Consider the following 23,244-nt stretch of genomic DNA (forward strand, 5'->3'; position numbering starts at 1 on the left):
TTTTGGATCAGGGAGCAAGGATGTTAGTGATTTATCGGGTGATGCTACCCTTATTACTCATCGTTTTTGTATTAATGGGCTTATGGGTGAGTTTTTTGCATTTCCCTTGGGATTGGGTCATGTACGCCGTTATGGGGCTGGAGGTACTGGTCGGGACCGTAGTGATGGCCATGGAATATCAGGCACAGCATGTCGGTGGGGTAAGTGCTGGGGGCAGTTTTGGTTTTCTCGGTCTCAGTGCCTATCTGGCGTTGGTTCTGGGGCTGATCCGTCTTTTGGTCTGGAGTTACCAAAAATTTTGGGCTTAAGCATTCAAAAGCATTTTATTGTTTGCTAGAATGGCTTTACTTCATTGGGGAGTAGCCGCTCTTTACGCAAAGTAAAGAGGTGATGATCAACATAATTGTTCAACCGAACATGGTCATCATAGCAAAGAACCAAGAACAGCTTTTCAGCTGTGCTTTTGTTGGCAAGACCTTTGATTTACCACTCTGCATCAATCTATTTGATTTTGGCTAGCAGGAGGGGTAGGTCATCGGTATATTTTGCTAGCCAGAGCATTCAACTATGTATGAATTCCTCATCTCCACATCAATTGTTGCCCTTGCTGAAATGGGCGATAAAACCCAATTACTGGCATTGTTACTGGCGGCGCGTTTCCGTAAACCTGTTCCGATCTTAATTGCTATCCTGCTTGCGACCACCATTAACCATGGTATTTCGGCTGTGTTGGGGCAATGGATTACCACCGTCCTCAGCCCTGAAATCCTGTTGTGGATTCTCGCACTGGGCTTTATCGGCATGGCGATCTGGATGCTGATTCCGGATGAATTGGGTGATGAAAGTGAAAGCATCAATAAATGGCAGAAATTTGGGGTTTTTGGTGCCACCTTCATCTTATTCTTCTTGGCTGAAATTGGTGATAAAACCCAGATTGCAACCGTGGCTTTGGCGGCACGTTTTGACAGTGTGTTCTGGGTTATGTGTGGAACCACGTTCGGCATGATGCTTGCCAATGCACCGGCTGTGTTTATTGGCGATAAACTCGCGGATAAATTACCGATTTCCTTGATCCATAAAATTGGTGCTGCAATTTTCCTGGTGGTGGGTGTCTCAACCTTAGTGCAGCATTATTTCTTCTAATTGAGTTAGAACCTGAAAAAACCCGTCTAGTCGTGACGGGTTTTTTTATAAATAATGATAAAAATCTAAACTCTGATTGAAACATGCATTAAATCCCATTATTTTATTATGGAATTAAAAAATATTTCATATTTAAAGAATTTTTCCGGGGTAGTTATGAGTTTCGAGCGCACAACGTCACAAATATTATTTGATAATGGCACACATAAATGCATCAGTTTTACCAGTCTGGTCAAAGGGGAAGGCATTCAGGCCAATCAGTTTTTAATTATTGACCATGATCGGGCCGCGGTTTTAGATCCGGGCGGTGACCTGACCTATGTGCCTTTAACCATGGAACTGAACCGTTATACCAAACTAAAAAATCTGGACTATGTGATGGCCTCCCATCAAGATCCTGACATTATTACCTCAATGCCGCGCTGGCTGGTGTATACCGATGCCAAAGTAGTGGCTTCCAAGTTATGGGCACGCTTTTTACCGCATCTGAATTCGGCCTTTATGAGTGACCGTATGAAAGGCAATTGGGAGGAGCGCCTGATTGAGCTATCAGATACAGGGCAAGTCATTCCTCTCGGTGAAGCTTCGATTTTGGCTGTGCCTGCGCATTTCCTGCACTCGGTTGGAAATTTCCAGTTCTATGATCCGACTGCAAAAATTTTATTTTCAGGTGATATGGGGGCTTCAATTGTCGAAGATGCCAGCTTACCGATTACTGACTTTGATGCCCACATCAAAAAAATGAAAGGTTTTCATCAGCGTTATATGTGTTCCAATAAAGTCATCCGTCTTTGGGTCAATATGGTTCGGCAGATGGATCTTGAAATGATTGTGCCTCAGCATGGGACCGCTTTTGTTGGTAAAGCGATGATCAATCAGTTCCTGGACTGGATCGAAACGCTGGAATGTGGTGTAGATCTGATGAATGAATATGTGTTCAGTTTGCCGGCTGAAATGAGCTAAATGTCCGGGGTTGCAAAATGACTGGAAAATACATCAATCATTGATCAGACACTCTTGTCGGCAGGCATAAATTTTCTTAGGATTTATCGGATCAAGGATTGAATCTGATAACGAGAATTTTAACAAAATGTTGTCTCAAATTGCGACTCCCGATGCCTGTGTCAGTTGTGGTGCCTGCTGTGCAAATTACCGTGTTTCTTTCTATTGGGCTGAGGCAGAACTGATCCCTGAACACATGGTTGAGCCGTTGACTGCGGTCTACTCATGCATGAAAGGGACCAATCAGGCACAAGTCAAATGTGTGGCCTTGCAAGGTGAGGTGGGGCAGCAAGTCAACTGTTCAATCTATTCAGTTCGGAGCTCAAGTTGCAAGGAAGTACAGATTGCCGATTCGCATTGTAACAAGGCACGGCTGGCGCATAACCTGATCCCGCTGGTCGCGATTGACCAGCAGCCCTCTGAAAATAATGACAATTATGATCAGGTTTGCTAAGGGGATGTATTTGATTCGAAGGGTAAAACTCTCTAGCTGAAAGCTTTTTAAACAACGATTGAAATTATTTTCATCATAGAAAATGAAAATCACATCGAAATTTGTTTATAATAGCTCACGGAAATTACCAGTGAGATTGTTATGCTGACCATCGTTCAAGAAGCGTTAACCTTCGATGATGTCTTATTACTTCCTGCCTACTCAACTGTTCTCCCAAAAGATGTCTCCTTAAAGACACGTTTAACTCGCGGAATTCAACTTAATATCCCTCTCGTTTCTGCTGCAATGGATACCGTGACTGAATCACGTATGGCGATTGCAATGGCGCAAAACGGTGGTATAGGTATTTTGCACAAAAACATGGATATCGCAGCACAAGCTGCTGAAGTCCGTCGTGTGAAAAAATTTGAAGCAGGTATGGTGAAAGATCCAATCACTGTATCACCTGAGACAACAGTGCGTGAACTGATTGCGATTACCCAGGCCAATAATATTAGCGGCGTGCCTGTTGTGAAAGACGGCAAAGTGGTGGGTATTGTCACCGGACGTGATACACGTTTTGAAACCAATCTTGAACAGCCTGTAAGCAACATCATGACCGGTCAAGACCGTTTGGTGACTGTTCGTGAAGGTGAATCAAAAGAAAATATCCAAGCTTTGCTTCAAAAGCATCGTATTGAAAAAGTGTTGGTGATTGGTGAGAACCATGAGCTGAAAGGTCTAATTACGGTGACTGATTTCCGTAAAGCCGAAAGCTATCCAAACAGCTGTAAAGATGATTTAGGCCGTTTACGTGTCGGCGCTGCAGTCGGTACCGGTGCTGAAACTCCAAGCCGTGTAGAGGCTTTGGTTGAGGCGGGTGTCGATGCAATTGTGGTTGATACGGCGCATGGTCATTCTGCTGGTGTAATTGAACGCGTACGTTGGGTAAAAGCCAACTACCCACAAGTTCAAGTGATTGGCGGCAACATTGCAACGGGTGATGCAGCGTTAGCATTGCTTGATGCCGGTGCAGATGCGGTCAAAGTCGGTATTGGTCCAGGTTCAATCTGTACCACACGTATCGTTGCTGGTATTGGCATGCCACAGATTTCGGCGATTGACAGCGTTGCCAATGCACTGAAAGATCAGATTCCTTTGATTGCAGATGGCGGTATCCGTTTCTCTGGCGATATGGCAAAAGCAATCGGCGCGGGTGCGAGTACGATTATGGTCGGTTCACTCCTTGCTGGTACTGAAGAAGCGCCTGGTGAGGTTGAGTTCTTCCAGGGCCGTTACTACAAAGCTTACCGTGGTATGGGTTCATTAGGCGCGATGGCTGGTGTATCCGGTTCTGCGGACCGTTACTTCCAGGACGCTAAAGCAGGTGCTGAGAAATTAGTTCCAGAAGGCATTGAAGGCCGCGTGCCATATAAAGGCCCAATGGGCAACATCGTTCATCAAATGATGGGTGGCTTACGTTCATCTATGGGCTATACCGGTTCATCTGTGATTGAAGATCTTCGTCAAAATGCGAAATTTGTGAAAATTACTTCAGCCGGTATGTCTGAATCACATGTGCATGATGTAACCATTACCAAGGAAGCACCAAACTACCGAGTTGGTTGATTTTTGGTAATTTTGCCGATCGAAAAACCGTCAGTGTACTGACGGTTTTTTTTGTTTTGGTGTAAAGTGAACAGGATGAAGAAGGATATGGTTACAGGCCATATAAAAGATAAGAAAGTGAGTAAAACATGAGCTATTTTGGTACTGATGGAATTCGAGGCAAGTTTGGACAAATGCCAATTACCCCAGAGTTCGCATTAAAACTAGGTTTTGCCGCAGGAACAGTATTAAAAAGAAATAATCCTAAAAGTAAGCCGATTGTGGTATTAGGAAAAGATACCCGTTTATCTGGCTATATTCTGGAAGCGGCTCTACAGGCTGGCTTGAATGCCGCAGGTGTTTATGTGCATCTGTTAGGTCCTTTGCCAACACCAGCGATTGCGCATTTAACCCGCGCACTACATGCGCATGCAGGTATCGTCATTTCAGCATCGCATAATCCATATTTCGATAACGGGATTAAATTTTTCTCCAGTGAAGGCAAGAAATTACCTGATGCAATTCAGGATCAGATCAATCAGGAATTAGAGAAAGAACTGGTCATTGAAGATACAGCAAATCTGGGTAAAAGCGTGCGTGTCAAAGATGCCAATGGTCGCTATATCGAATTTTGTAAATCTACTTTCCCCTACCATTTCGACCTGCGTAATTTAAAAATCGTGGTGGATTGTGCCAATGGCGCTGCCTATAGCGTTGGGCCATCGGTATTCCGTGAATTAGGCGCGAAAGTTATTCCACTGTTTAATGAGCCAGATGGTTTAAATATCAATGAAAACTGTGGTTCAACCCATCCTGAACAATTGCAAAAAGCAGTAGTAGCGCATCAGGCGGATCTGGGTATTGCGTTTGATGGTGATGCAGACCGTGTGGTTATGGTGGATAAGAATGGTCAATTGGTTGATGGTGACCACATTCTATATATCCTGGCGACACAGGCAAATCACAAGCCGGCAGGCGTGGTCGGTACCGTGATGAGCAATATGGCACTGGAACTGGCGTTACAACAGGCTGAAGTTGGCTTTGTCCGTGCCAAAGTCGGTGACCGCTATGTACTACAGGCGTTGGAAGAAAATAACTGGGTCACAGGTGGTGAACCTTCAGGGCATATCCTGACGCTAGATAAGAGTACCACTGGTGATGCGATCATTGCAGCACTTCAGGTGTTAACCGTGATGGTGGAACAAGGTAAGGCTTTACATGAACTGGTTGCAGGCTTTGAACTGTTCCCGCAAGTCTTGGTCAATGTGCGTCTACAGGACATGATTGACCCTTATTCGATTCCTGCACTGGTTGCAGAGTTTGAAAAAGCAGAGCAGCAACTCAAAGGCCGTGGTCGACTCTTGATTCGTAAGTCAGGCACTGAACCTGTTATTCGTGTCATGGTGGAAGGCGATCAGCAGCAAGAAGTTGAAGCATTGGCGAACCATTTGGCTGATGCGGTCCGTGCTCACGCCCAAGCTGCTTAAGAGAGTTTCCGCATGAATGATGTGATTAAAGACCTGAGTGAATTGCGTTTAAGCTATGAACAAGGTGAATTACATGAAACCCAAGTGAGCGATCAGCCTCACTTGCAGTTTTTAAACTGGTTTAACCATGCCCTTGCCGCGAATTTGCATGAACCCTATGCCATGTCTTTAGCCACCGCAAATGCACAAGGCCGTCCACATGTACGTACGGTGCTATTACGTGGTGCCACAGAAGCGGGTTATGACTTCTATACCAATTATGACAGTCAGAAAGGATTGGACCTTGCGGAAAATCCTTATGCTGAATTGTTATTCTATTGGCCGAGTCTGGAGCGTCAGGTCCGCATTGGCGGCAAGGTGGCCAAAATTTCTGAACAGGAATCGACCGACTATTACCATAAACGTCCACGTGATAGTCAGATTGCAGCGCATATCAGTACACCACAAAGTGGCGTGATTGAGAGTCGTGAAGTGCTGCAACAACGCTTTCAAGCATTACAGAGCCAAGCTCAGGCTGAGCTGGATAAACCTGAGTTCTGGGGCGGTTACCGCTTAGAAGCGGATTATTATGAGTTCTGGCAGGGGCGACCAAATCGCTTACATGATCGTTTAAGTTATGAAAAACAGAACGACCGCTGGGCCCTACAACGTTTGATGCCATAAATGACGCAGATGCAAATTCAAAAAAGACCTTTACTTACACGCCCTGAACAGTTTCAGGGCGTGCCTGCTTTTATTGCTGAAATTCTGGCCAGACGGGGCGTGCAGTCAGAACAAGAGCTTGAACTGAAACTGAAACATTTATTGCCCCCAGCTTTAAAAGGCCTGGAGACGGCAGTTGAGTTGATAGATCAAGCCATTGATCAACAAAAACAGATCGTGATTGTTGGGGATTATGATGCGGATGGTGCAACCAGCACTGCTTTGATGGTGCTGGTCTTGCAAGAAATGGGTGCCAAGGTCGAGTATCTGGTGCCTGACCGGTTTAAGTACGGCTATGGTCTGACCCCGGCAATTGCCGAGTTGGCCCAGCACAGTTATCAGCCTGATCTTTTGATTACCGTGGATAATGGTATTTCCAGTCATGCAGGGGTGGAAACCGCCCAAGCCCTAGGCATGCAGGTGATCATCACCGACCACCACCTCACCACTAAACCAACTCCAGTTGCCGAAGCGGTGGTCAATCCGAACCAGCTGGGCTGTGACTTTCCCAGTAAGGCTCTGGCTGGTGTCGGGGTTGCTTTCTATGTGCTGGCAAGATTGGCAAGTTCACGCACTCAGCAAGGGAAAAGTAGCGCTAAAGTGACGCAATATCTGGATCTGGTGGCTTTGGGCACCTATGCCGATGTGGCGACACTGGATTATAACAACCGGATCCTGATTGATGCGGGATTAAAGCGGATTCAGCAACAGCAGTGTCGTGCTGGCATTTTGGCCTTACTGGATATTGCCGGGCGTGATCCTGCCAGCTTGCGCGCACAAGATTTAGGTTTTGTTGTTGGTCCCCGCATTAACGCAGCGGGACGGATGGAAAGCATGCGGATCGGTATTGAATGCCTGCTGGCCGCCGATATGGCAACGGCTTATCCGCTGGCGCAACAGTTGAACCAATTGAATATCGAACGCCGTCAGGTGGAAAATGAAATGAAGCAGCAGGCAATGCAAGCGCTGCAACATATTCAACTGGAAACGACCCATCTACCGGCTGCACTGGTGATGTTTGATGAACAATGGCATCAAGGGGTGATTGGCATTGTGGCAGGGCGCTTAAAGGAACAGTTCCATCGTCCCAGTCTGGTGTTTGCACCTGATGAAGATGGTGTGCATATCAAGGGTTCAGCACGTTCGATCGAAGGTATTCATATTCGCGATACCATTGAGCAGGTGGCTGAGCAGTATCCGCATCTGGTCAGCCATTTTGGTGGTCATGCTGCGGCAGCCGGCTTAACCCTGAAAAAAGAACATTTTGAGACGTTTAAAAGCGTGTTTACCCAGTCGATTGCCGAGATGGATGAGGATTTATTTCAAGCGACTTTGTGGACCGATGGTGAATTGACCGATGCCGATCTGCATTTGGGAACACTGGACTGGATCGAACAACTGGGCCCGTGGGGACAAAAATTTCCATTACCTCAATTCGAGGGGCGCTTCAAAGTCATTGATTATCGCTGGTTGAAAGAACAGCATCTGAAATTGAAACTGGCGGTCGGGCCACATTCGGTCGATGCCATTGCCTTTAATGCCAAAGATCGTTTTGAATTTGATCCCATGCTGGGCCATGTCGATCTGGTCTATACGCTGGAACGTAATGTCTTTAATGGCAATACCAGTCTGCAGCTGCAAATTGCCTATTTAAAACAATAAAAAAAATCCGCTCATTTGAGCGGATTTTTTGTTTCTGACGGAGATTAGAAACGATAAGCGGCACGGACACCGTAGTTTTTATCGTTATCGCCGAAACCAATACGGCCTTCAACACTCACTTGCTGATTTAAGAATTTCTTGGCATTAATACCCCATTCATCCTTATCAGTTAGGTCATTGTTGTAGTAATCAGCACCTACGCTTAAAGTTTTATCAAGGTAGTAGTCGCCTTTAACGCGGTATTCGTCAAGATCACCAAAAGCGCCATAAGCTTCAAGGTTGATATCGTTGCCGCCGACCTGTGTTACGTATTTCGCACGAACGGTAGGATCTGCACCGTCTTTACCATTCTTCTCATCGTAACCTTTCACACCTAAAGCAAGTAATAAACCAGGCGCTGGTAAATAACCTACTTCAGCAGCATAGGTCGTTAATTTTTGGTCGTAATTGATTTTGTCAATTTCACGTTCCTGTCTTCCTACATCACCACTGAGGTAGAAATCAGAGTTTGGAACGTAGTATTCAATACCTACACCATATTGTGTATCTTTAGTCCCACTGTTATCGCCATAATTCACATGGGCGTCAACATTACTGGCACGATTTAAGAAAGCTGCTTCTGCAAGCGGTGCATTACGGGTCTGAACTGGATTGAAATAATAAGTTCCATCGACACCAAATTTACTTACGCTGTTGCCGTGATCCGGATCAAGATAATTATAAGAACCACCAACTTCAGCTTGATAAGCATGAGCAGTGCCTGTTACTGCCAAAGCAGATAATAGTGCTGATGCAATTGCTAATTTTTTCATGGTTATGCCCCTTTTGAGATAATGAACCAGATGAATGTTAATTACATGTTTTGTTACAACTACCAGTCTAATTGAAATAACAGGAGCGTCAATCGCAGGAACGTAAGCAGAGTGTACAAATGTAATGGACTTGTAAAATTGACAGGGCAAGGTTTTGATATTTAAATATAAATTTCAATTGTTTTGAATTATTAAAACTTAGTAGAGATTGTGTTTTTGGCTATTTTAAAGACTAATTTAAGTGAATTGTTAAGAAATTTTAATCAAAATTAAGGCCTAAAATATAGTTGATTTAGCAGCCCAGCTTACTTTAGAGATTATTTTCTTCAACAGATTGAGCCAGAATAAGGGTGCTGTGTCGACCAAAACAGTTATGTTAAAATAGCGGATTAAGTGAAAAAATTGTGAGAAAACACGCGTGGAAATTAATCCGTATTTAGTCCAATTGAAAGATTTATCTGATCGTAGCCAAACACTACGGGGGTATCTTTGACTACGATCTAAAGGTTGAGCGTTTAGAAGAAGTTTTAAGAGAATTAGAAGACCCTGCGATCTGGAATGACCAAAGTCGTGCTCAGGCGATCGCGAAAGAAAAGGGCAGCTTAGAAAATACTATTGGTGTATTTGATCGTCTTGCAGAACAGCTCGATGATGCCAAAGCCATGCTTGATCTTGCTGTTGAAGCAGATGATGAAAGCCTGCTGGTCGATGTACAAACTGAATTAGACAGTGCTGAACAGGCTTTAGGTAATCTTGAATTCCGCCGTATGTTTAGCAATCCGATGGATCCAAATCCTTGCTTCCTTGAAATCCAGTCAGGTTCTGGCGGTACAGAGGCACAAGACTGGGCATCGATGTTATTGCGTATGTACTTGCGCTGGATCGAGCGCCACGGTTTTAAAGCGGAATTGATGGAAGTGTCGGATGGCGATGTGGCAGGGATTAAATCTGCGACCATTCGTGTCGATGGCGAGTTCGCTTACGGCTGGTTACGAACTGAAAGCGGTGTTCACCGTTTAGTGCGTAAATCACCATTTGATAGTAACAATAACCGTCATACTTCATTCTCGGCGGTGTTCATTTCACCTGAGATTGATGACAATATCGAAATCGATATTAATCCTTCTGATGTGCGTACCGATACTTACCGTGCATCGGGTGCAGGCGGTCAGCACATTAACAAAACTGACTCTGCGGTCCGTTTAACTCACGCACCAACGGGTATTGTGGTGGCATGTCAGAACCAGCGTTCACAACACGCCAACCGTGACCATGCCTGGAAACAGTTACGTGCCAAACTCTATGAATTAGAGATGAGCAAACGTAATGAAGCGGCACAGGCGCTGGAAGATTCGAAATCTGATATTGGCTGGGGCAGCCAGATTCGTTCTTATGTCCTGGATGATTCACGTATTAAAGACTTGCGTACCAGTGTGGAAACATCTAATACCAAAGCAGTTTTAGATGGTGACCTTGATAAATTTATCGAAGCAAGTTTGAAGCAAGGTCTATAAGTTTTTATCAATTAAAACGGCAATCTCGTTCAGCATCGGCTGGTCAATCGAAAAAACATGATATTAATATCGAAAAAAATGGATATTAATATTTGAAAATTTCGATATACTGGATTTAGATGCTGAACAAAGCTTTGCCTGTTGAGAAGCGTGGTGAGTCTATGGATATTGATGTAATAAGCAAGGCCTTAGCCAATCCATTACGTCGACAGATTTTGCAATGGTTAAAAGAGCCTGAGCAATTTTTACCGGTACAGGAATGTGGTGGCAGTTTCGAACGGGGCGTATGTGCAGGGCACATCGAACGTTTAGGAAAAGTTGCACAGTCGACCATGTCGAATCATTTGTCTGTCTTGCAACAGGCAGGTCTGATTAAGGTCGAAAAATATGGGCAATGGTCATATTTCACCCGTAATGAAGCTTTGATTCAGCAATATATCGAACATTTAAAACAAACACTTTAGATCAATAAGTGTAAGTTGAGGCGATCATGGCTGAACTAAATTCTGCGTTACAAGTAGGTGATTTTACTATTAAAAACCGTCTGGTTTTAGCACCTCTGACCAGAGCACGGAGTGGTGAACAACGTATTCCGAATGATTTAATGGTGGAATATTATCAACAACGTGCCAATGCGGGCCTAATTCTTACTGAAGCGACCGTCATCAGTCCGAAAGCAGCGGGTTATGCCAATACCCCAGGCTTATGGTCACAAGAACAGGCTCAGGCATGGCATAAAATTGTAGATGCTGTGCATGCACAAGGCTCGAAAATTGTGGTTCAGCTCTGGCATGTTGGACGTATTTCACATCCAGATTTACTGGATGGCGATACGCCTGTCGCACCAAGTGCGATTCAGCCTGCAGGTGAAGTGAGCCTGCTTCGACCAAAACGTCCTTTTGTAACTCCACGTGCTTTATCGCATGAAGAAATTCAGGAAATTGTCGCGCAATATAAACATTCTGCAGAACTGGCAAAAGCGGCTGGTTTCGATGGGGTTGAATTGCATGCTGCTAATGGTTATTTGATCGATCAATTCCTGCAAAGCACCACCAACCAACGTGATGATGAATACGGTGGCCCAATTGAAAACCGTGCGCGTTTATTATTGCAAGTGGTCGATGCATTCATTGAAGTATGGGGTGCGGGTCGTGTTGGTGTGCATCTTGCACCACGTGGTGATTCCCATGATATGGGTGATGAAAATCCATTGGCAACGTTTGGTTATGTGGTTGAGCAACTGAATCAACGCAATATTGGCTTTATTTTCACGCGTGAATATGAAGCAGAAGACAGCTTAATGCCAAAATTACGCCCTAAATTTAAAGGCGTATGGATTGCCAATGAAAGCCTAACTGCTGAATCTGCGAAACGTATTCTGGCAACCGGTCAGGCGGATGCGGTTTCATTCGGTAAACAGTATATTGCCAATCCGGATTTGCTGGATCGTTTGCAACATGATTTGCCTTTAAATCCACTTCAGCCCCAAACCCTGTATGGTGCTGGTGCGGAAGGCTATACCGATTATCCGGTATTTGAAAAGTTAGAAGCTTAAGCCGTATTAAATGCTACAAATGACTCATGTAATTTACCAAAATTGCATGAGTTTTTTATTTAAATTCCGCATAATGAGCGGGAATCAAATTGTCAATTATGGTCTCGGATGGCGCAGCAAAACGCAGTACAGCAAACCCCGTTCTGGTATAACTTTCTACTGACCTGTCTCAAACCGTTATATCGTTGGAAAATCAAACAGCGGGCGGAAAGTGATGCACTGTTTCAGCAGGAATGCCTTGAACGTTTTGGTCCATTCCAGCCCGTCAAAAATACGGGTGCAATCTGGTTTCATGCGGTATCCGTTGGGGAAACCAATGCCGCCCAGCCTTTAATTGAGCATTACTTAAAATTAGGCCACCCCGTTTTGGTCACCAATACCACCAAGACCGGGCAGGCACGGGCAAAATCACTGTTTCAAAAAGCACCCTATTTAGATTTATTTCAGGCAGTGTATCTACCTGTTGATCAGAAGCCCTTACTCAAACAGTTTTTTCAGTGTTATCAACCGAAAATACTGGCTTTGGTTGAAACCGAAATCTGGCCGAACCTGATTGCCGAAGCCAAACTACAGCAGATTCCTTGTATTCTATTAAATGCCCGCCTTTCTGAAAAATCAGCCCAAGGTTACGCTAAAGTTCGTCGTTTAACCCGGCCCATGTTGCAACAGTTGACCTGGATGCTGGCACAAGATGAGGCTACGCAACAACGTTATGTCAGCTTGGGATTTGATCAGGCTAACAGTCAGGTGGTCGGCAATATTAAATTTGACATTACCGCGCCGGAACATTTTGTCGCGCAAGCACGGCAACTCAAACAGGATTGGCCATTGTCGGGACGTCAGATCATCACGCTGGCCAGTACTCATGCGCCTGAAGAACAAAGCCTGTTGCAACAGTTGCAACCGCATTTAAATTCGAATCCGAATTTACTCTGTATCGTGGTGCCACGACATCCGGAACGCTTTGATGAGGTGTTTCAAGTTTGCCAGCGTCTAAATTTGAAAACGCAACGCCGTAGTTTACAACAGCCGATTCAGGCGGATACCCAAGTCTTTCTTGCTGACAGCATGGGCGAAATGTGGCTGTGGTATGGCTTGAGTCAAGCCTGTTTTGTTGGTGGTTCACTGAATGAGCCAGGTGGCGGACATAATATCTTAGAGCCAATGGTGCTGGATGTGCCGACCTTGATTGGACCACGATACTTTAATTTTCAAACGATTGTAGATGAGTTCGTGGCTGAACAAGCGATTCTGATCGGTGAGGATGCAGCACAGGTGGTACAGCAGTTATTGAGTTGTCTGGAGAATTCTGCCCAAGTCTCGCAACGGCTTGAACGTGCACAACAGGTGTTACAACGCAATCAGGGTTCCTTACAAAAACATATTCAGTTACTTGATCATTATTTAGCACAAGCCACTTTGCCATGAATATCGTTTTACTTGAACCTGAGCAGATTGCTGGTAGTGATGCATGGAAAATTAAGTCCCCCCGTCAATTACAGCATTTACGGCAACATCTTGATTTAAAAATTGGCGATACCTTAAAAGTGGGCATCCGCCAAGGAGCGCGTTATCTTAGCGAAGTGTTGGAAATTTCAGAGCAGTGCATTCTGGTGAAACCTGTTCAACTAGAAACTGTACCGGAAAAGTTGCCTGTGCATTTGATTCTTGCCTTGCCACGACCCAAAGTCCTGCGTCGTATCATTATGGATGCCGTGACGATCGGTGTTGAACGGATTAGCCTGATTCATAGTTATCGGGTGGATAAAAGTTACTGGCAAACGCCATTTTTACAACAGCTGGATGATTATGTAACACTGGGCCTAGAGCAGGCAGGCGATACGATTGCACCCGAGATCCAATTATATAAACGTTTTAAGCCCTTTGTTGAGGATGTCTTGCCGACCTGGATCAATGCTGAGCGACCTGCTTATGTGGCGCATCCCTATGCAGAACAGCACATGCCTTATGCGATTCAGCAGGGCTGTAGCTTGATTGTGGGACCAGAGGGTGGATTTATTCCCTATGAGGTTGATCTACTCAAAAAAAACGGCTGCCAGGCAATGAGCATCGGCAACCGGATTTTGCGGACTGAAACAGCCGTATCGAATATTTTAGGTCGTTTGTTTGTCTGATGAATCAGCCTGTTCAGATTGATCGCCACGATAGACTTTGACTTCCTGTACCGGGTAGGGAATAGAGATACCTTTCTCGTCAAAAGCCGTGACTACCTGTTCCTGAATTTCACTGATTGAGGTGGAGGTCGAGGTTTCAGTGGTATTGACCCACCAGCGTACGGTGAGGTTAATCGAAAAATCTGCAAGCGCCGTGACATTAACAGAGAAACCGGGCTGGCTGAGCACATTCAGGTTGCGATCCAGAATATCCAGAATGATCTGCTTGGCCTTTTGCATATCGTCTTCATAGCCAATGCCGACCACAAATTCGCAACGACGGCGCTGGTAGGCATTATTGACTGTGACCGCGCTGGTATAGACGGTTGCATTCGGAATCACGATACGGCGGCCATCAGGCGAACGTAAAAAAGTCGCGCGGATCTGGATATCTTCGACATTACCTTCTAGACCATTGACCACAATATCATCGCCAATACGGAATGGTTCACTGATCAGAATCAGGATACCTGACAGCAAGTTCTGGAAAATATCCTTAAAGGCAAAACCAATCGCAACCGAACCAATCCCCAAGGCACCAATCAGTTGGCTGGGGGTGAAGCCAGGAATAGCGATGACCAGTGCAATCAGGAAACCGAAGAAGATAATAAAGGTGCTGCCGACGCGATTCAGGACCAGCACCAGATTCTGACGGGTATAGCTGCGATTTTCTAAAGTCTTGCGAATAAACAGTTTAAATAATTTGGTCAGAAGCCAGAAAATGACGAAAACCGTAATCGCGATCCCGATATAAGGCAAACGCTCCCAAAAGCTATCCATGATTTTATCAATCGTAGTATAGGCATCGTGATATTTTTCAGTATGAGCGAGTACGGTCTGGGTGGTTTTGGTCCCTGCCTGATGAATCAGCTCACCCGTATCTCTTGCCACTTCAGTCAATGTTGTTTGTTCATTCGCCACAGGAAAATCTCTATTTCGCAAAGGATGGAGTCAATGAGGGAAGCAATCATAATGAATTTCTTGCGAATACGCATGCATAATTCATAGACCTGATCCCTCTAATTATCCGCTACCTTTTGTTATGTTCTAGAAATAATCGGTTGTATTTTGAATCATTTGTGTTGGGGTTTCCCACAGGTCTGGACTGGCAAAATAATAAGCAAAAGTAAACAGGCCAAACATCATCAATACTGTGACCAGAATCATGAGCCAGGCCAGCAGTTTTTCCCAGCCACGTGATGGACGTACCTCACCATAGTCATTGCGATGTGGCGTGCCCGGTGCCAGTAACACATATAAGGTAAAAAAGAACTGCAGCAGAGGTACTAGCATCAGCAGGCTGAGCCAGCCTGTTTTATTTAGGTCATGTAAACGACGGATCAAGAATACAATTTGGAAATACATTGCCACCAACCACAATGCGATCAGGGCAAAGACCGAAAAGCCTGAAAAGGCCGACATTATCGCAGCATCAATATTGACCTGATTCATGCTAAAAAGCCCGGTAAATGCAAACAGGCCAAGAAAAGCAGCCATGCACAGCAGACTGAGTAATCCGTACCAGCCAATATAGCTCAGGCGATTAAAACGGCCGTTTGGCGACAGCGGATGGTCGTTTAGTGGTGGGGATGAGGTCGGGGTATCGGGGTTGAACATAGGTGGATCCTGTTTTTTTGTTTATTAAATCTTTTAAGCTTGCTGCAATGATCAAAATAATCACTTATTTTAAAAAGAAAAAGCATAGACAAGCAGTTCAGATTTAAATTATTTTGAGTAAATTTTTGAAAATAAATTAGGGACTGTTGACACTTCAGCCATGCATTGAGAGCTTTAGCTTGCAAGGTGAAATGTTAACAGCCCCTAGTCGTAACAGAATAACCTTCCTACGACCAAAGCCGCATTGTTTGCACTTGTAAATGATGCACATACTGCTAAAGAGAACAAAACATATCCAGAAGAATAGATGAGAGCATCTAGGATATGAAATAAAAGACCAAGGAAGTAAGCTATGAAAGAAATCTACCCAGTGCCTGATAAATTCAAAGAAACGGCAAGAATCTCGGAAGCAGACTATTTCAAACGTTATCAGGAATCGATTGAGCAGCCCGAAGCATTTTGGGCAGAAGAAGCAAAAAATATTGACTGGATCAAACCGTTTACCCAGGTAAAAAATACCAGTTTTCAGCAAGATAATTTTAAAATCGAATGGTTTGCAGATGGTGAACTGAATGTCTCTGCAAATTGTTTGGACCGCCATCTTAAGGATAATCCATTAAAGCCGGCGATTATCTGGGAAGGTGATCACCCATCACGTCACAAGATCATTTCTTTTGTCGAATTGCATGATGAAGTGTGCCGCTTTGCCAATGTCTTGAAAAAACACGGGATCAGCAAAGGCGATCGTGTGGTGCTGTATATGCCGATGGTACCAGAAGCCGCAATTGCGATGTTGGCCTGTGCACGGATTGGTGCCGTGCATTGTGTTGTATTCGGTGGCTTCTCGCCAGATTCACTGGCCAGCCGGATTGAAGACAGTCAGGCCAAACTGGTGATTACTGCCGATGCCGGGATGCGTGGCGGCAAGTTGCTGCCATTGAAAGAAAATGTCGATGCTGCATTAGAGATTGCAGGAACTGAAAGCGTGCAGAATGTGATTGTGGTGCACCGTACCGGTAATTCGATTCAGTTTAATGCAGCACGTGATATCTGGTATCACCTTGCCATTATGGAAGTGGATGAGCATTGTCCACCTGAGCCCATGAAAGCGGAAGATCCGTTATTCATTCTGTATACCTCGGGTTCAACTGGCAAACCTAAAGGTGTGTTGCATACCACCGGCGGTTATCTGGTTTATGTCAACAGTACCTTTAGAGAAATCTTTGATTTAAAAGAAGATGACGTGTATTGGTGTACCGCCGATGTGGGTTGGATCACCGGACACAGTTACCTGCTTTATGGTCCGCTCAGTAATGCCACCACAACCGTGATGTTTGAAGGCATTCCGCAATATCCGACCTGGGCGCGTATCGGGCATGTGATTGATAAGCACAACATCACCATTCTGTATACTGCACCCACTGCAATTCGTGCCATGATGCGTGAAGGTGATGCTTATGTGCGTGAAAGTGATCGCAGTAGCTTGCGCTTACTCGGTTCTGTCGGGGAGCCGATCAACCCAGAGGCATGGAACTGGTACCATGAAATCGTCGGTGAGGGACGTTGTCCAATCGTCGATACCTGGTGGCAAACTGAAACAGGTGGCATCCTGATTTCCCCATTACCAGGGGCAACTGCACTTAAACCGGGTTCGGCGACACGTCCATTCTTTGGGGTACAACCTGCCTTGGTGGATGGTGAAGGCAATGAACTTGAAGGTGCGACTGAAGGCAATCTGGTGATTAAGGATTCTTGGCCGGGCCAGATGCGAACCATTTGGGGCGATCCGGAACGCTTTATTGAGGCTTATTTCTCAACCTTTAAAGGCAGTTATTTTACTGGTGATGGCGCGCGTCGGGATGAAGATGGCTATTACTGGATTACCGGACGTGTTGATGACGTGCTTAACGTCTCTGGGCACCGCCTGGGTACGGCTGAAATCGAGAGTGCGCTGGTGGCACATGAAGCGGTTGCTGAGGCTGCTGTGGTCGGCATGCCGCATGAGATCAAGGGACAGGGCATATGTACCTTCGTCACCTTGCAGGCCGATGTTGCAGAATCGGAAGAACTGCGTAAGGAGTTGGTGAACTGGGTGCGTAAAGTGCTTGGGCCAGTGGCAACGCCGGATGCCTTACATTGGGCACCTGCCTTGCCAAAAACGCGTTCAGGTAAAATTATGCGCCGTATCTTGAGAAAGATTGCTGCCAATGAACTGGATACGCTTGGTGATACCTCAACACTGGCAGAACCAGCTGTGGTAGATCATTTGATTGCGACGGTGTACCCGAACCGATAACCATGATTGAATTGAAGAAGAGCGTTATCGAACGCTCTTTTTTATGTGCATTATTTAATGATTTGCTAAAAAATCAGCCGTATTTTGTACCGTGGCAAAGAAACTCAGTGCCGATAAAAATGCAGTTTGGACATCTGCTGCTTTTACTGTTTTACCGTTATATTCGAGATCACGGGATGCAGTGGCATCTGCAATCACAATCGGTTGATAGCCCAGTTCTTTGGCAGCACGTGTGCCCGAATCAATACATACATGGGTCATCATGCCCGTAATCACCAGTTGCTCAACCTCATGCTGTTCAAGAATGGCCTGTAGATTGGTGTCTACAAAGCTATTTGGAACATGCTTTTCCACGATAATCGAGTGATTGTTTACTTTTAACTGTGGATGTAGTTCAGCACCGACAGTATTTTCCTGAAAGAAGCTGGCAGTGGCCGGGCTAATATGCTGGATATAAATAATGGGTAAATTGTGCTGGATAAAATAATCTTCCAGCTTGTTGGTTTGTGCCAGTGCTAGGTCTGGATTGACCAGTTCCATTTTGCCATGTTTAAAATAATCATTTTGCACATCAATAATCAGCAGGGCTTGTTTCATGGTTTTTACTTCCCGTGTTAAGTTAAAACAAGAGTAGGGCAAGCGTGAAAAATCGGCTATATTCAGGTGAAAGCATTGTTGCCGGTTTTCTTTCGTTATGAAAAAATGAATATTGAACTTGATCCCATCGACTTAAAAATTATTGAACTGCTGAAACAGGATTCGCGGTTAAGCCATAAACAGATTGGCCAGCGGGTGCATCGTACAGGGCAAGCTGTGGGGGCACGTATTGCCCAACTGATGGATGCTGGCATCATTAAAAATTACACCATTGCCCTTCAATATGAACACAAGCAGTTTATTCAACTGTTTATGAATGATCAGCAGGCCTTTATTGAGGTTGAGCACTTGGTCAAACAATATGAGCAGGTAGATGAGTGTTTTAAAATTCTCGGCAATGCCTGTTACATGATTGTCAGTCACTTTAATCCTGCGCAGCTGAATGATTTCATTGAGCAGTTGTCCAAATGGTGCCGTTATTCGGTTGAAACGGTGATGCGGGAAATTGCAACGACTTAAAATAAAAGACCCCAAGCCGAGTCTTGGGGGAGAGTATTTGCCCTATCTTTTCTTTTTCTTCTTGTTTCCTAGTTAAGATTAAGCTGATTTTTCGATCAATAGCGTCTCCTGTTGTTGCTCCAGTTGACGAACCAGGGGTAAGACTTTCTCGCCGAAATATTCGACTTCCTCAATGAAATGCAGAAAGCCAGAAAGCACCAGATCAACGCCCACCTGTTTTAAGGCCACAATCCGTTCTGCAATCTGTTGCGGTGTGCCAATCAGGTTGGTTTTAAAGCCATCGTTATATTGCACCAGATCATCGAAGGTCGATTTGGCCCAGTTGCCCTCACGTTCAGGCGCGGCTGCGCCTGCTTCACGTGTGGCATCACCAAAGGCATTGACGGCTTCAACATTGGCCTGAGCAATGATCTCATTCAGCACTGCTTTGGCTTCTTCTTCAGTATCACGGGCGATAATAAATGCATTGACGCCAATTTTGACCTGACGATTTTCCAGTTTGGCTTTTGTCCGGACATCCTCAATCTGTTTTTTGATTTCTGCAACACTGTTGCCATTGGTAAAATACCAGTCGGACACACGCGCAGCCATATCACGCGCAGCACGCGAGCTACCGCCTTGAAATACTTCAATATGGGGCTGTTGCAGTGGTTTCGGTTTAAGGGTGTAATTCTGGAACTGGTAATATTTGCCGTCAAAACTATAGTTGTCTGTGGTCCAGATGCCTTTGAGAGTACGGATAAACTCTTCCGAGCGTACATAGCGTTGATCATGTTCTGGCCACGGTTCACCAATGGCATCGAATTCCCCACGGAACCAGCCGCTGACTACATTAATGGCAATCCGACCTTGGGTCAGATAGTCAATGGTGGCCAGCTGTTTAGCTGCAAGTACGGGCTTCCAGGGGCCAGGCAGGATGGCTGCGATGACTTTGAGCTTTTCAGTTTTTGCCAACAAGGCATGACTAAAACTGACCGATTCATGTTGATATTCAGCGCCGTATCCCGCGGTAAAACGGATCTGGGTCAGCGCATATTCAAAACCGTTTCGTTCTGCAGCCTGAGCAAGGCGCACATTATAATCATAACTCCAGTCGGTACGTTGCTCGATATTACTTACAACCAGACCACCGCTTACATTGGGAACCCAATAGGCAAATTTGATTGCAGATGTTGTTATTGTCATCGTTGTACCCTCCATAAACTATGGCTTATGCGACGTGCGTCAAATTCTTTGCAGACTTGGGATGCAGGCGTGATTCAGCCACATCCAGATTCGGTACAGCAGCGGAAGGCAAGACCTCTGCCTGTTCAATCTGTTTATTAATGCCCAGGTTTTGATTGGCCTGCTCGGTTTTGGTTTTGATGGCTGCGGCACGCTGGCCTTTGGCGGGTGCCCATTCCAAAATCGGTAAAGCACGAGCAACAGCCAGAGTAACCCGATCCGCCAGTTGTTCACTTTTGACCGTATATTCAGGGGTAAAGTCCCGATCTGTTGCATAGACGCCAATCGGTAAAGTCTGTGCCTGAAAAAAGCTAAAGAGAGGACGTAATTGATGTTCGAGCACCAACGCATGACGGTCACTGCCTCCTGACGCAGCCAGTAGGACAGGGACATCCACCAGTGCAGTCTGTTCGACAAAGTCAAAGAAGTGCTTGAACAGGCCGGTAAATGAGGCACGATAAACAGGTGTACCGACAATCAGGGCGTCTGCTGCTTCGACAGCTGCCAGATCATCCTGAACCCGTTGCGGCAATTGATTACGGTAAATGGCGCCGCCCAATAATGGCCCAATTTCACTGAGTTTGACAAAATGCACCTTGATATCAATGGCTTCTGAAAGCTCATCTAAAATAGCTTGAACTAGACTTTCAGTTTTTGATGGACTATTTAAACCACCAGAAACAGCAACAATATTCAGGGGAGTCGATACGGTATTGCGATTGGACATAATAACTGCCTAAAAAGATCATTTCGAATTGCTATTTATTTATCTATATCGGCATAGGGGCTGTAAAATAAGGAAATGCTGCAAGCTTATCTTTTTTATAGATATATCGATGTAATCGCCTTCATTTAAAATGATCCGGATTTAATCAGCTGTTTCTATTCAGAATTTTTAAACTATTTTTTGAGTTGCCTAGGATTTAAACGGGTTATATCAATATTTGATTTATTTTGCGGGAAAAAGAAATAAATCAATGCTTGTGCTTGACCTCAGCGCTAATTGAAAATAGGCTTAGACGGATTGAATTTAAATAAACATCGTACAGTGACGTACTTGCAGACAGCTTAAGCGCTTATGAATATTTTAATTGTAGACGACCATCCTCTCTTTAGACATGCCTTGATTCAAGCGGTTCGTTATAGTTTGCCTCAGGCACAGATTCAGGAGACGGCTGATGTTGATGAATTCTATGCACGCTTAGAACATGGTGCGGAACCTGATCTGGTGTTACTGGATTTAAATCTACCGGGTGCTTCCGGTTTCTCTGCTTTGGTATATGTGCGTGCACAATACCCTGCCATTCCGATTATCATCGTTTCAGCCCATGAAGAAGTGTCAATCATCCAGCGTGCCATTGCACATGGCGCCATGGGCTATATTCCGAAATCTTCACATCCAAGCCATATTGGTGAAGCAATTAAACACGTTCTGGAAGGTGAAATCTGGTTACCGCCGAATTTACCGACGCATGCCGGTTTTGACCCAAGAGCCGCGGATGAAACCGCTTTGGCAGAACGCCTGCAATCACTGACACCACAGCAGTTCCGTGTGTTGATGATGGTGGCAGAAGGTTTATTGAATAAGCAGATTGCTTATGAACTGGAAGTCTCTGAAGCAACCATTAAAGCACATGTCACGGCCATTTTCCGTAAATTGGGTGTACAGAACCGTACTCAGGCTGTCTTGGCAATCAGTGCTTTAAATATTGAAGATAAAAAAATGTAAGCTGTTGAAATGAGAATCCAGATTCTCATTTTATTAAATAACAAAAAATAAAAAACCAGTTCATAAGAACTGGTTTTTTATTATGAATTTATTGTTCTATTACTAGAACCACAATCCAATATTAGAAACGGAACTTCGCGTTTACGCCAACAGTTTGCGTATCACCTAAATCAGCGTCAGCATGTTTAGCATTAGCATTTACGTAGCTAGCACCAACAGCAATTGCTGGAGTGATGAAGTAATTTACGTTTGTACCCCAAGCAGACTTGATTTGACGGAAGTCTTCATTTGTTGGGTTTTTGCTAAAGTTTGCTTCTGCATATGAAGCACCAACGCTTAACTTAGGTGTTAAATAAAGATCAGTTTTTAAACCGTAAGCTTGGTTATCGCCGTATACAAGACCAGTTTCAAAACCTACAGCCATGTTTGTACCGTCGATGTTACCAACGTATTTAGTACGTGCAGTTACAACGTCTTGTTTATCACCAATTGTTGCTGCATCAGCAACAGCGCTGAATACGCCATTTTCAAGAGCTTTGTTTGCATCTAAAGCAATTTGGTCAGCAACGCGAGTATAACCTACAGCAACCAAGAAGTTAGGTAAAACCATAGCACCAAGTTCTACAGAATAGCGGTCGCCATTGTCTTTTTCGTCTTCAAACTTAGTTTGAGAGTGGCTATATGCAGCGCTTGCGTAAGCAGGTACATAAGGAGTAGGAAGGTAAACTTCACCTTTCGCACCGAAAGAGTTGTTCTTAACAGTTTCGATTTCATCGCCACTTACTTTTGCAAAGTTATATGCAGCAGAAACATTCGAAGCTTGGTTTAAGAAAGCCGCTTCAGCTAAAGGACCTTTAGACGCATCTACATTTTTGAAGTAGTAAGTACCTTTAGCAGCACCAGTAAAGTCTTTATCATTTGCAGTTGTATCTACATATTCAGATTGACCTTGAACTTCGACTTGGTATGCATGAGCACCGGTCATGGCTAAAACTAGAGCAGTGGCTAAACCGAGTTTTTTCATAATGATTTCCAGCTTTAAAACAAGAAAGAGTAAATTTGCAGCCATTGTATTGTAACAATTTATGAAGTCAATGTAATAAATTCGGCCTTCCGATAAACGTTCAAAATGTGGCTTGCGATCGTTTAAAAAGTGAACATTTAATTGAA

23 protein-coding genes and 1 riboswitch are annotated in these 23,244 nt (G+C 44.7%); of the genes, 16 read left to right on the forward strand and 7 right to left on the reverse strand.

The window, feature by feature from the left end:
- Window positions 1–20 precede the first annotated feature (20 nt).
- From IEV39_RS10230 to recJ, 8 genes are all read left to right on the forward strand, one after another.
- A complete protein-coding gene (locus tag IEV39_RS10230) occupies window positions 21–308 on the forward strand; it encodes a hypothetical protein (RefSeq protein WP_005282409.1) in 288 nt (95 codons plus the stop codon).
- A gap of 34 nt (window positions 309–342) precedes the next feature.
- Window positions 343–484, forward strand: a riboswitch (yybP-ykoY riboswitch).
- An 83-nt stretch (window positions 485–567) separates the two neighbouring features.
- Complete coding sequence (locus IEV39_RS10235; protein ID WP_005227893.1) at window positions 568–1,143, forward strand: TMEM165/GDT1 family protein; 576 nt, start codon at window positions 568–570, stop codon at window positions 1,141–1,143.
- Window positions 1,144–1,299: 156 nt separating this feature from the next.
- Complete coding sequence (locus IEV39_RS10240; protein ID WP_032883210.1) at window positions 1,300–2,106, forward strand: oxygen-binding di-iron domain-containing protein; 807 nt, start codon at window positions 1,300–1,302, stop codon at window positions 2,104–2,106.
- Window positions 2,107–2,233: 127 nt separating this feature from the next.
- On the forward strand, window positions 2,234–2,599 hold the full coding sequence (locus IEV39_RS10245; RefSeq protein WP_005282413.1) for a YkgJ family cysteine cluster protein: 366 nt from the start codon (window positions 2,234–2,236) through the stop codon (window positions 2,597–2,599).
- Window positions 2,600–2,740: 141 nt separating this feature from the next.
- Window positions 2,741–4,207, forward strand: coding sequence for an IMP dehydrogenase (guaB, locus tag IEV39_RS10250; protein WP_005227887.1), 1,467 nt, complete (start codon window positions 2,741–2,743; stop codon window positions 4,205–4,207).
- 128 nt (window positions 4,208–4,335) lie between these two features.
- The gene (gene glmM, locus IEV39_RS10255) at window positions 4,336–5,673 is read left to right on the forward strand and encodes a phosphoglucosamine mutase (protein WP_005282417.1); all 1,338 of its coding nucleotides are present in this window, start codon (window positions 4,336–4,338) and stop codon (window positions 5,671–5,673) included.
- A gap of 12 nt (window positions 5,674–5,685) precedes the next feature.
- Window positions 5,686–6,336 carry a pyridoxamine 5'-phosphate oxidase gene (pdxH, locus tag IEV39_RS10260; RefSeq protein WP_005282420.1) on the forward strand — a complete coding sequence of 217 codons (651 nt, stop codon included), beginning with the start codon at window positions 5,686–5,688 and terminating at the stop codon, window positions 6,334–6,336.
- Complete coding sequence (recJ, locus tag IEV39_RS10265; protein WP_005282422.1) at window positions 6,337–8,037, forward strand: single-stranded-DNA-specific exonuclease RecJ; 1,701 nt, start codon at window positions 6,337–6,339, stop codon at window positions 8,035–8,037.
- A 44-nt stretch (window positions 8,038–8,081) separates the two neighbouring features.
- Here the strand turns inward: recJ and IEV39_RS10270 are convergent, their stop codons facing one another.
- Window positions 8,082–8,849, reverse strand: coding sequence for a putative porin (locus IEV39_RS10270; RefSeq protein ID WP_005227880.1), 768 nt, complete (start codon window positions 8,847–8,849; stop codon window positions 8,082–8,084).
- Between the two features lie 418 nt (window positions 8,850–9,267).
- Here IEV39_RS10270 and prfB point away from each other — a divergent pair.
- From prfB to IEV39_RS10295, 5 genes are all read left to right on the forward strand, one after another.
- Window positions 9,268–10,363 (forward strand): peptide chain release factor 2 gene (gene prfB, locus IEV39_RS10275; protein ID WP_126687562.1). Its coding sequence is split into 2 segments (ribosomal slippage): window positions 9,268–9,339 and window positions 9,341–10,363, totalling 1,095 coding nucleotides; the frame shifts between segments, so codons are not numbered across the junction.
- Between the two features lie 161 nt (window positions 10,364–10,524).
- On the forward strand, window positions 10,525–10,827 hold the full coding sequence (locus IEV39_RS10280) for an ArsR/SmtB family transcription factor (RefSeq protein ID WP_005403396.1): 303 nt from the start codon (window positions 10,525–10,527) through the stop codon (window positions 10,825–10,827).
- A gap of 26 nt (window positions 10,828–10,853) precedes the next feature.
- On the forward strand, window positions 10,854–11,918 hold the full coding sequence (locus tag IEV39_RS10285) for an alkene reductase (protein WP_005282424.1): 1,065 nt from the start codon (window positions 10,854–10,856) through the stop codon (window positions 11,916–11,918).
- A 108-nt stretch (window positions 11,919–12,026) separates the two neighbouring features.
- Window positions 12,027–13,346, forward strand: coding sequence for a 3-deoxy-D-manno-octulosonic acid transferase (locus IEV39_RS10290; RefSeq protein ID WP_005282427.1), 1,320 nt, complete (start codon window positions 12,027–12,029; stop codon window positions 13,344–13,346).
- A complete protein-coding gene (locus IEV39_RS10295; protein ID WP_005282430.1) occupies window positions 13,343–14,053 on the forward strand; it encodes a 16S rRNA (uracil(1498)-N(3))-methyltransferase in 711 nt (236 codons plus the stop codon). The genes IEV39_RS10290 and IEV39_RS10295 overlap by 4 nt, the downstream gene beginning before the upstream one ends.
- Here the strand turns inward: IEV39_RS10295 and IEV39_RS10300 are convergent.
- Window positions 14,033–15,013, reverse strand: coding sequence for a mechanosensitive ion channel family protein (locus tag IEV39_RS10300; protein ID WP_005282439.1), 981 nt, complete (start codon window positions 15,011–15,013; stop codon window positions 14,033–14,035). The two genes, IEV39_RS10295 and IEV39_RS10300, sit on opposite strands and share 21 nt — an antisense overlap.
- 126 nt (window positions 15,014–15,139) lie before the next feature.
- On the reverse strand, window positions 15,140–15,709 hold the full coding sequence (locus IEV39_RS10305; RefSeq protein ID WP_005282442.1) for a DUF805 domain-containing protein: 570 nt from the start codon (window positions 15,707–15,709) through the stop codon (window positions 15,140–15,142).
- Window positions 15,710–16,061: 352 nt separating this feature from the next.
- Here IEV39_RS10305 and acs point away from each other — a divergent pair, with 352 nt between their 5' ends.
- Entirely contained in the window at window positions 16,062–18,005 is a 1,944-nt protein-coding gene (gene acs, locus IEV39_RS10310; protein WP_005282444.1) for an acetate--CoA ligase, read from the forward strand.
- 54 nt (window positions 18,006–18,059) lie between these two features.
- On the opposite strand, the gene IEV39_RS10315 is transcribed toward acs, so the two are convergent.
- Window positions 18,060–18,602, reverse strand: coding sequence for a cysteine hydrolase family protein (locus IEV39_RS10315; RefSeq protein WP_005282448.1), 543 nt, complete (start codon window positions 18,600–18,602; stop codon window positions 18,060–18,062).
- Between the two features lie 105 nt (window positions 18,603–18,707).
- Between IEV39_RS10315 and IEV39_RS10320 the strand changes: the two genes are divergently transcribed.
- Entirely contained in the window at window positions 18,708–19,121 is a 414-nt protein-coding gene (locus tag IEV39_RS10320; protein WP_032883211.1) for an Lrp/AsnC family transcriptional regulator, read from the forward strand.
- A 78-nt stretch (window positions 19,122–19,199) separates the two neighbouring features.
- On the opposite strand, the gene sfnG is transcribed toward IEV39_RS10320, so the two are convergent.
- A complete protein-coding gene (sfnG, locus tag IEV39_RS10325) occupies window positions 19,200–20,306 on the reverse strand; it encodes a dimethylsulfone monooxygenase SfnG (protein ID WP_005282452.1) in 1,107 nt (368 codons plus the stop codon).
- Between the two features lie 25 nt (window positions 20,307–20,331).
- Complete coding sequence (gene msuE, locus IEV39_RS10330) at window positions 20,332–21,072, reverse strand: FMN reductase (RefSeq protein ID WP_005282455.1); 741 nt, start codon at window positions 21,070–21,072, stop codon at window positions 20,332–20,334.
- A gap of 351 nt (window positions 21,073–21,423) precedes the next feature.
- Between msuE and IEV39_RS10335 the strand changes: the two genes are divergently transcribed.
- On the forward strand, window positions 21,424–22,074 hold the full coding sequence (locus tag IEV39_RS10335) for a response regulator (protein WP_005227861.1): 651 nt from the start codon (window positions 21,424–21,426) through the stop codon (window positions 22,072–22,074).
- A 121-nt stretch (window positions 22,075–22,195) separates the two neighbouring features.
- Here the strand turns inward: IEV39_RS10335 and omp33-36 are convergent, their stop codons facing one another.
- Window positions 22,196–23,143: a porin Omp33-36 gene (gene omp33-36 / locus IEV39_RS10340; protein ID WP_009510167.1), complete on the reverse strand. Its 948-nt coding sequence runs from the start codon at window positions 23,141–23,143 to the stop codon at window positions 22,196–22,198.
- Between the last annotated feature and the right edge of the window lie 101 nt (window positions 23,144–23,244).

The organism is Acinetobacter courvalinii, assembly GCF_014635545.1.
Taxonomy (GTDB): Bacteria; Pseudomonadota; Gammaproteobacteria; order Pseudomonadales; family Moraxellaceae; genus Acinetobacter; species Acinetobacter courvalinii.

What these genes read in the sequence shown, in the direction of transcription:
- omp33-36 (WP_009510167.1), bottom strand. Translation starts at nt 23,143, where the DNA reads ATGGCTGCAAATTTACTCTTTCTTGTTTTAAAGCTGGAAATCATTATG.
- glmM (WP_005282417.1), top strand. Translation starts at nt 4,336, where the DNA reads ATGAGCTATTTTGGTACTGATGGAATTCGAGGCAAGTTTGGACAAATG.
- IEV39_RS10285 (WP_005282424.1), top strand. Translation starts at nt 10,854, where the DNA reads ATGGCTGAACTAAATTCTGCGTTACAAGTAGGTGATTTTACTATTAAA.
- IEV39_RS10270 (WP_005227880.1), bottom strand. Translation starts at nt 8,849, where the DNA reads ATGAAAAAATTAGCAATTGCATCAGCACTATTATCTGCTTTGGCAGTA.
- IEV39_RS10240 (WP_032883210.1), top strand. Translation starts at nt 1,300, where the DNA reads ATGAGTTTCGAGCGCACAACGTCACAAATATTATTTGATAATGGCACA.
- IEV39_RS10230 (WP_005282409.1), top strand. Translation starts at nt 21, where the DNA reads ATGTTAGTGATTTATCGGGTGATGCTACCCTTATTACTCATCGTTTTT.
- IEV39_RS10235 (WP_005227893.1), top strand. Translation starts at nt 568, where the DNA reads ATGTATGAATTCCTCATCTCCACATCAATTGTTGCCCTTGCTGAAATG.
- IEV39_RS10305 (WP_005282442.1), bottom strand. Translation starts at nt 15,709, where the DNA reads ATGTTCAACCCCGATACCCCGACCTCATCCCCACCACTAAACGACCAT.
- IEV39_RS10295 (WP_005282430.1), top strand. Translation starts at nt 13,343, where the DNA reads ATGAATATCGTTTTACTTGAACCTGAGCAGATTGCTGGTAGTGATGCA.
- IEV39_RS10290 (WP_005282427.1), top strand. Translation starts at nt 12,027, where the DNA reads ATGGCGCAGCAAAACGCAGTACAGCAAACCCCGTTCTGGTATAACTTT.
- recJ (WP_005282422.1), top strand. Translation starts at nt 6,337, where the DNA reads ATGACGCAGATGCAAATTCAAAAAAGACCTTTACTTACACGCCCTGAA.
- pdxH (WP_005282420.1), top strand. Translation starts at nt 5,686, where the DNA reads ATGAATGATGTGATTAAAGACCTGAGTGAATTGCGTTTAAGCTATGAA.
- IEV39_RS10280 (WP_005403396.1), top strand. Translation starts at nt 10,525, where the DNA reads ATGGATATTGATGTAATAAGCAAGGCCTTAGCCAATCCATTACGTCGA.
- IEV39_RS10320 (WP_032883211.1), top strand. Translation starts at nt 18,708, where the DNA reads ATGAATATTGAACTTGATCCCATCGACTTAAAAATTATTGAACTGCTG.
- sfnG (WP_005282452.1), bottom strand. Translation starts at nt 20,306, where the DNA reads ATGACAATAACAACATCTGCAATCAAATTTGCCTATTGGGTTCCCAAT.
- IEV39_RS10335 (WP_005227861.1), top strand. Translation starts at nt 21,424, where the DNA reads ATGAATATTTTAATTGTAGACGACCATCCTCTCTTTAGACATGCCTTG.
- acs (WP_005282444.1), top strand. Translation starts at nt 16,062, where the DNA reads ATGAAAGAAATCTACCCAGTGCCTGATAAATTCAAAGAAACGGCAAGA.
- guaB (WP_005227887.1), top strand. Translation starts at nt 2,741, where the DNA reads ATGCTGACCATCGTTCAAGAAGCGTTAACCTTCGATGATGTCTTATTA.
- IEV39_RS10245 (WP_005282413.1), top strand. Translation starts at nt 2,234, where the DNA reads ATGTTGTCTCAAATTGCGACTCCCGATGCCTGTGTCAGTTGTGGTGCC.
- IEV39_RS10315 (WP_005282448.1), bottom strand. Translation starts at nt 18,602, where the DNA reads ATGAAACAAGCCCTGCTGATTATTGATGTGCAAAATGATTATTTTAAA.
- msuE (WP_005282455.1), bottom strand. Translation starts at nt 21,072, where the DNA reads ATGTCCAATCGCAATACCGTATCGACTCCCCTGAATATTGTTGCTGTT.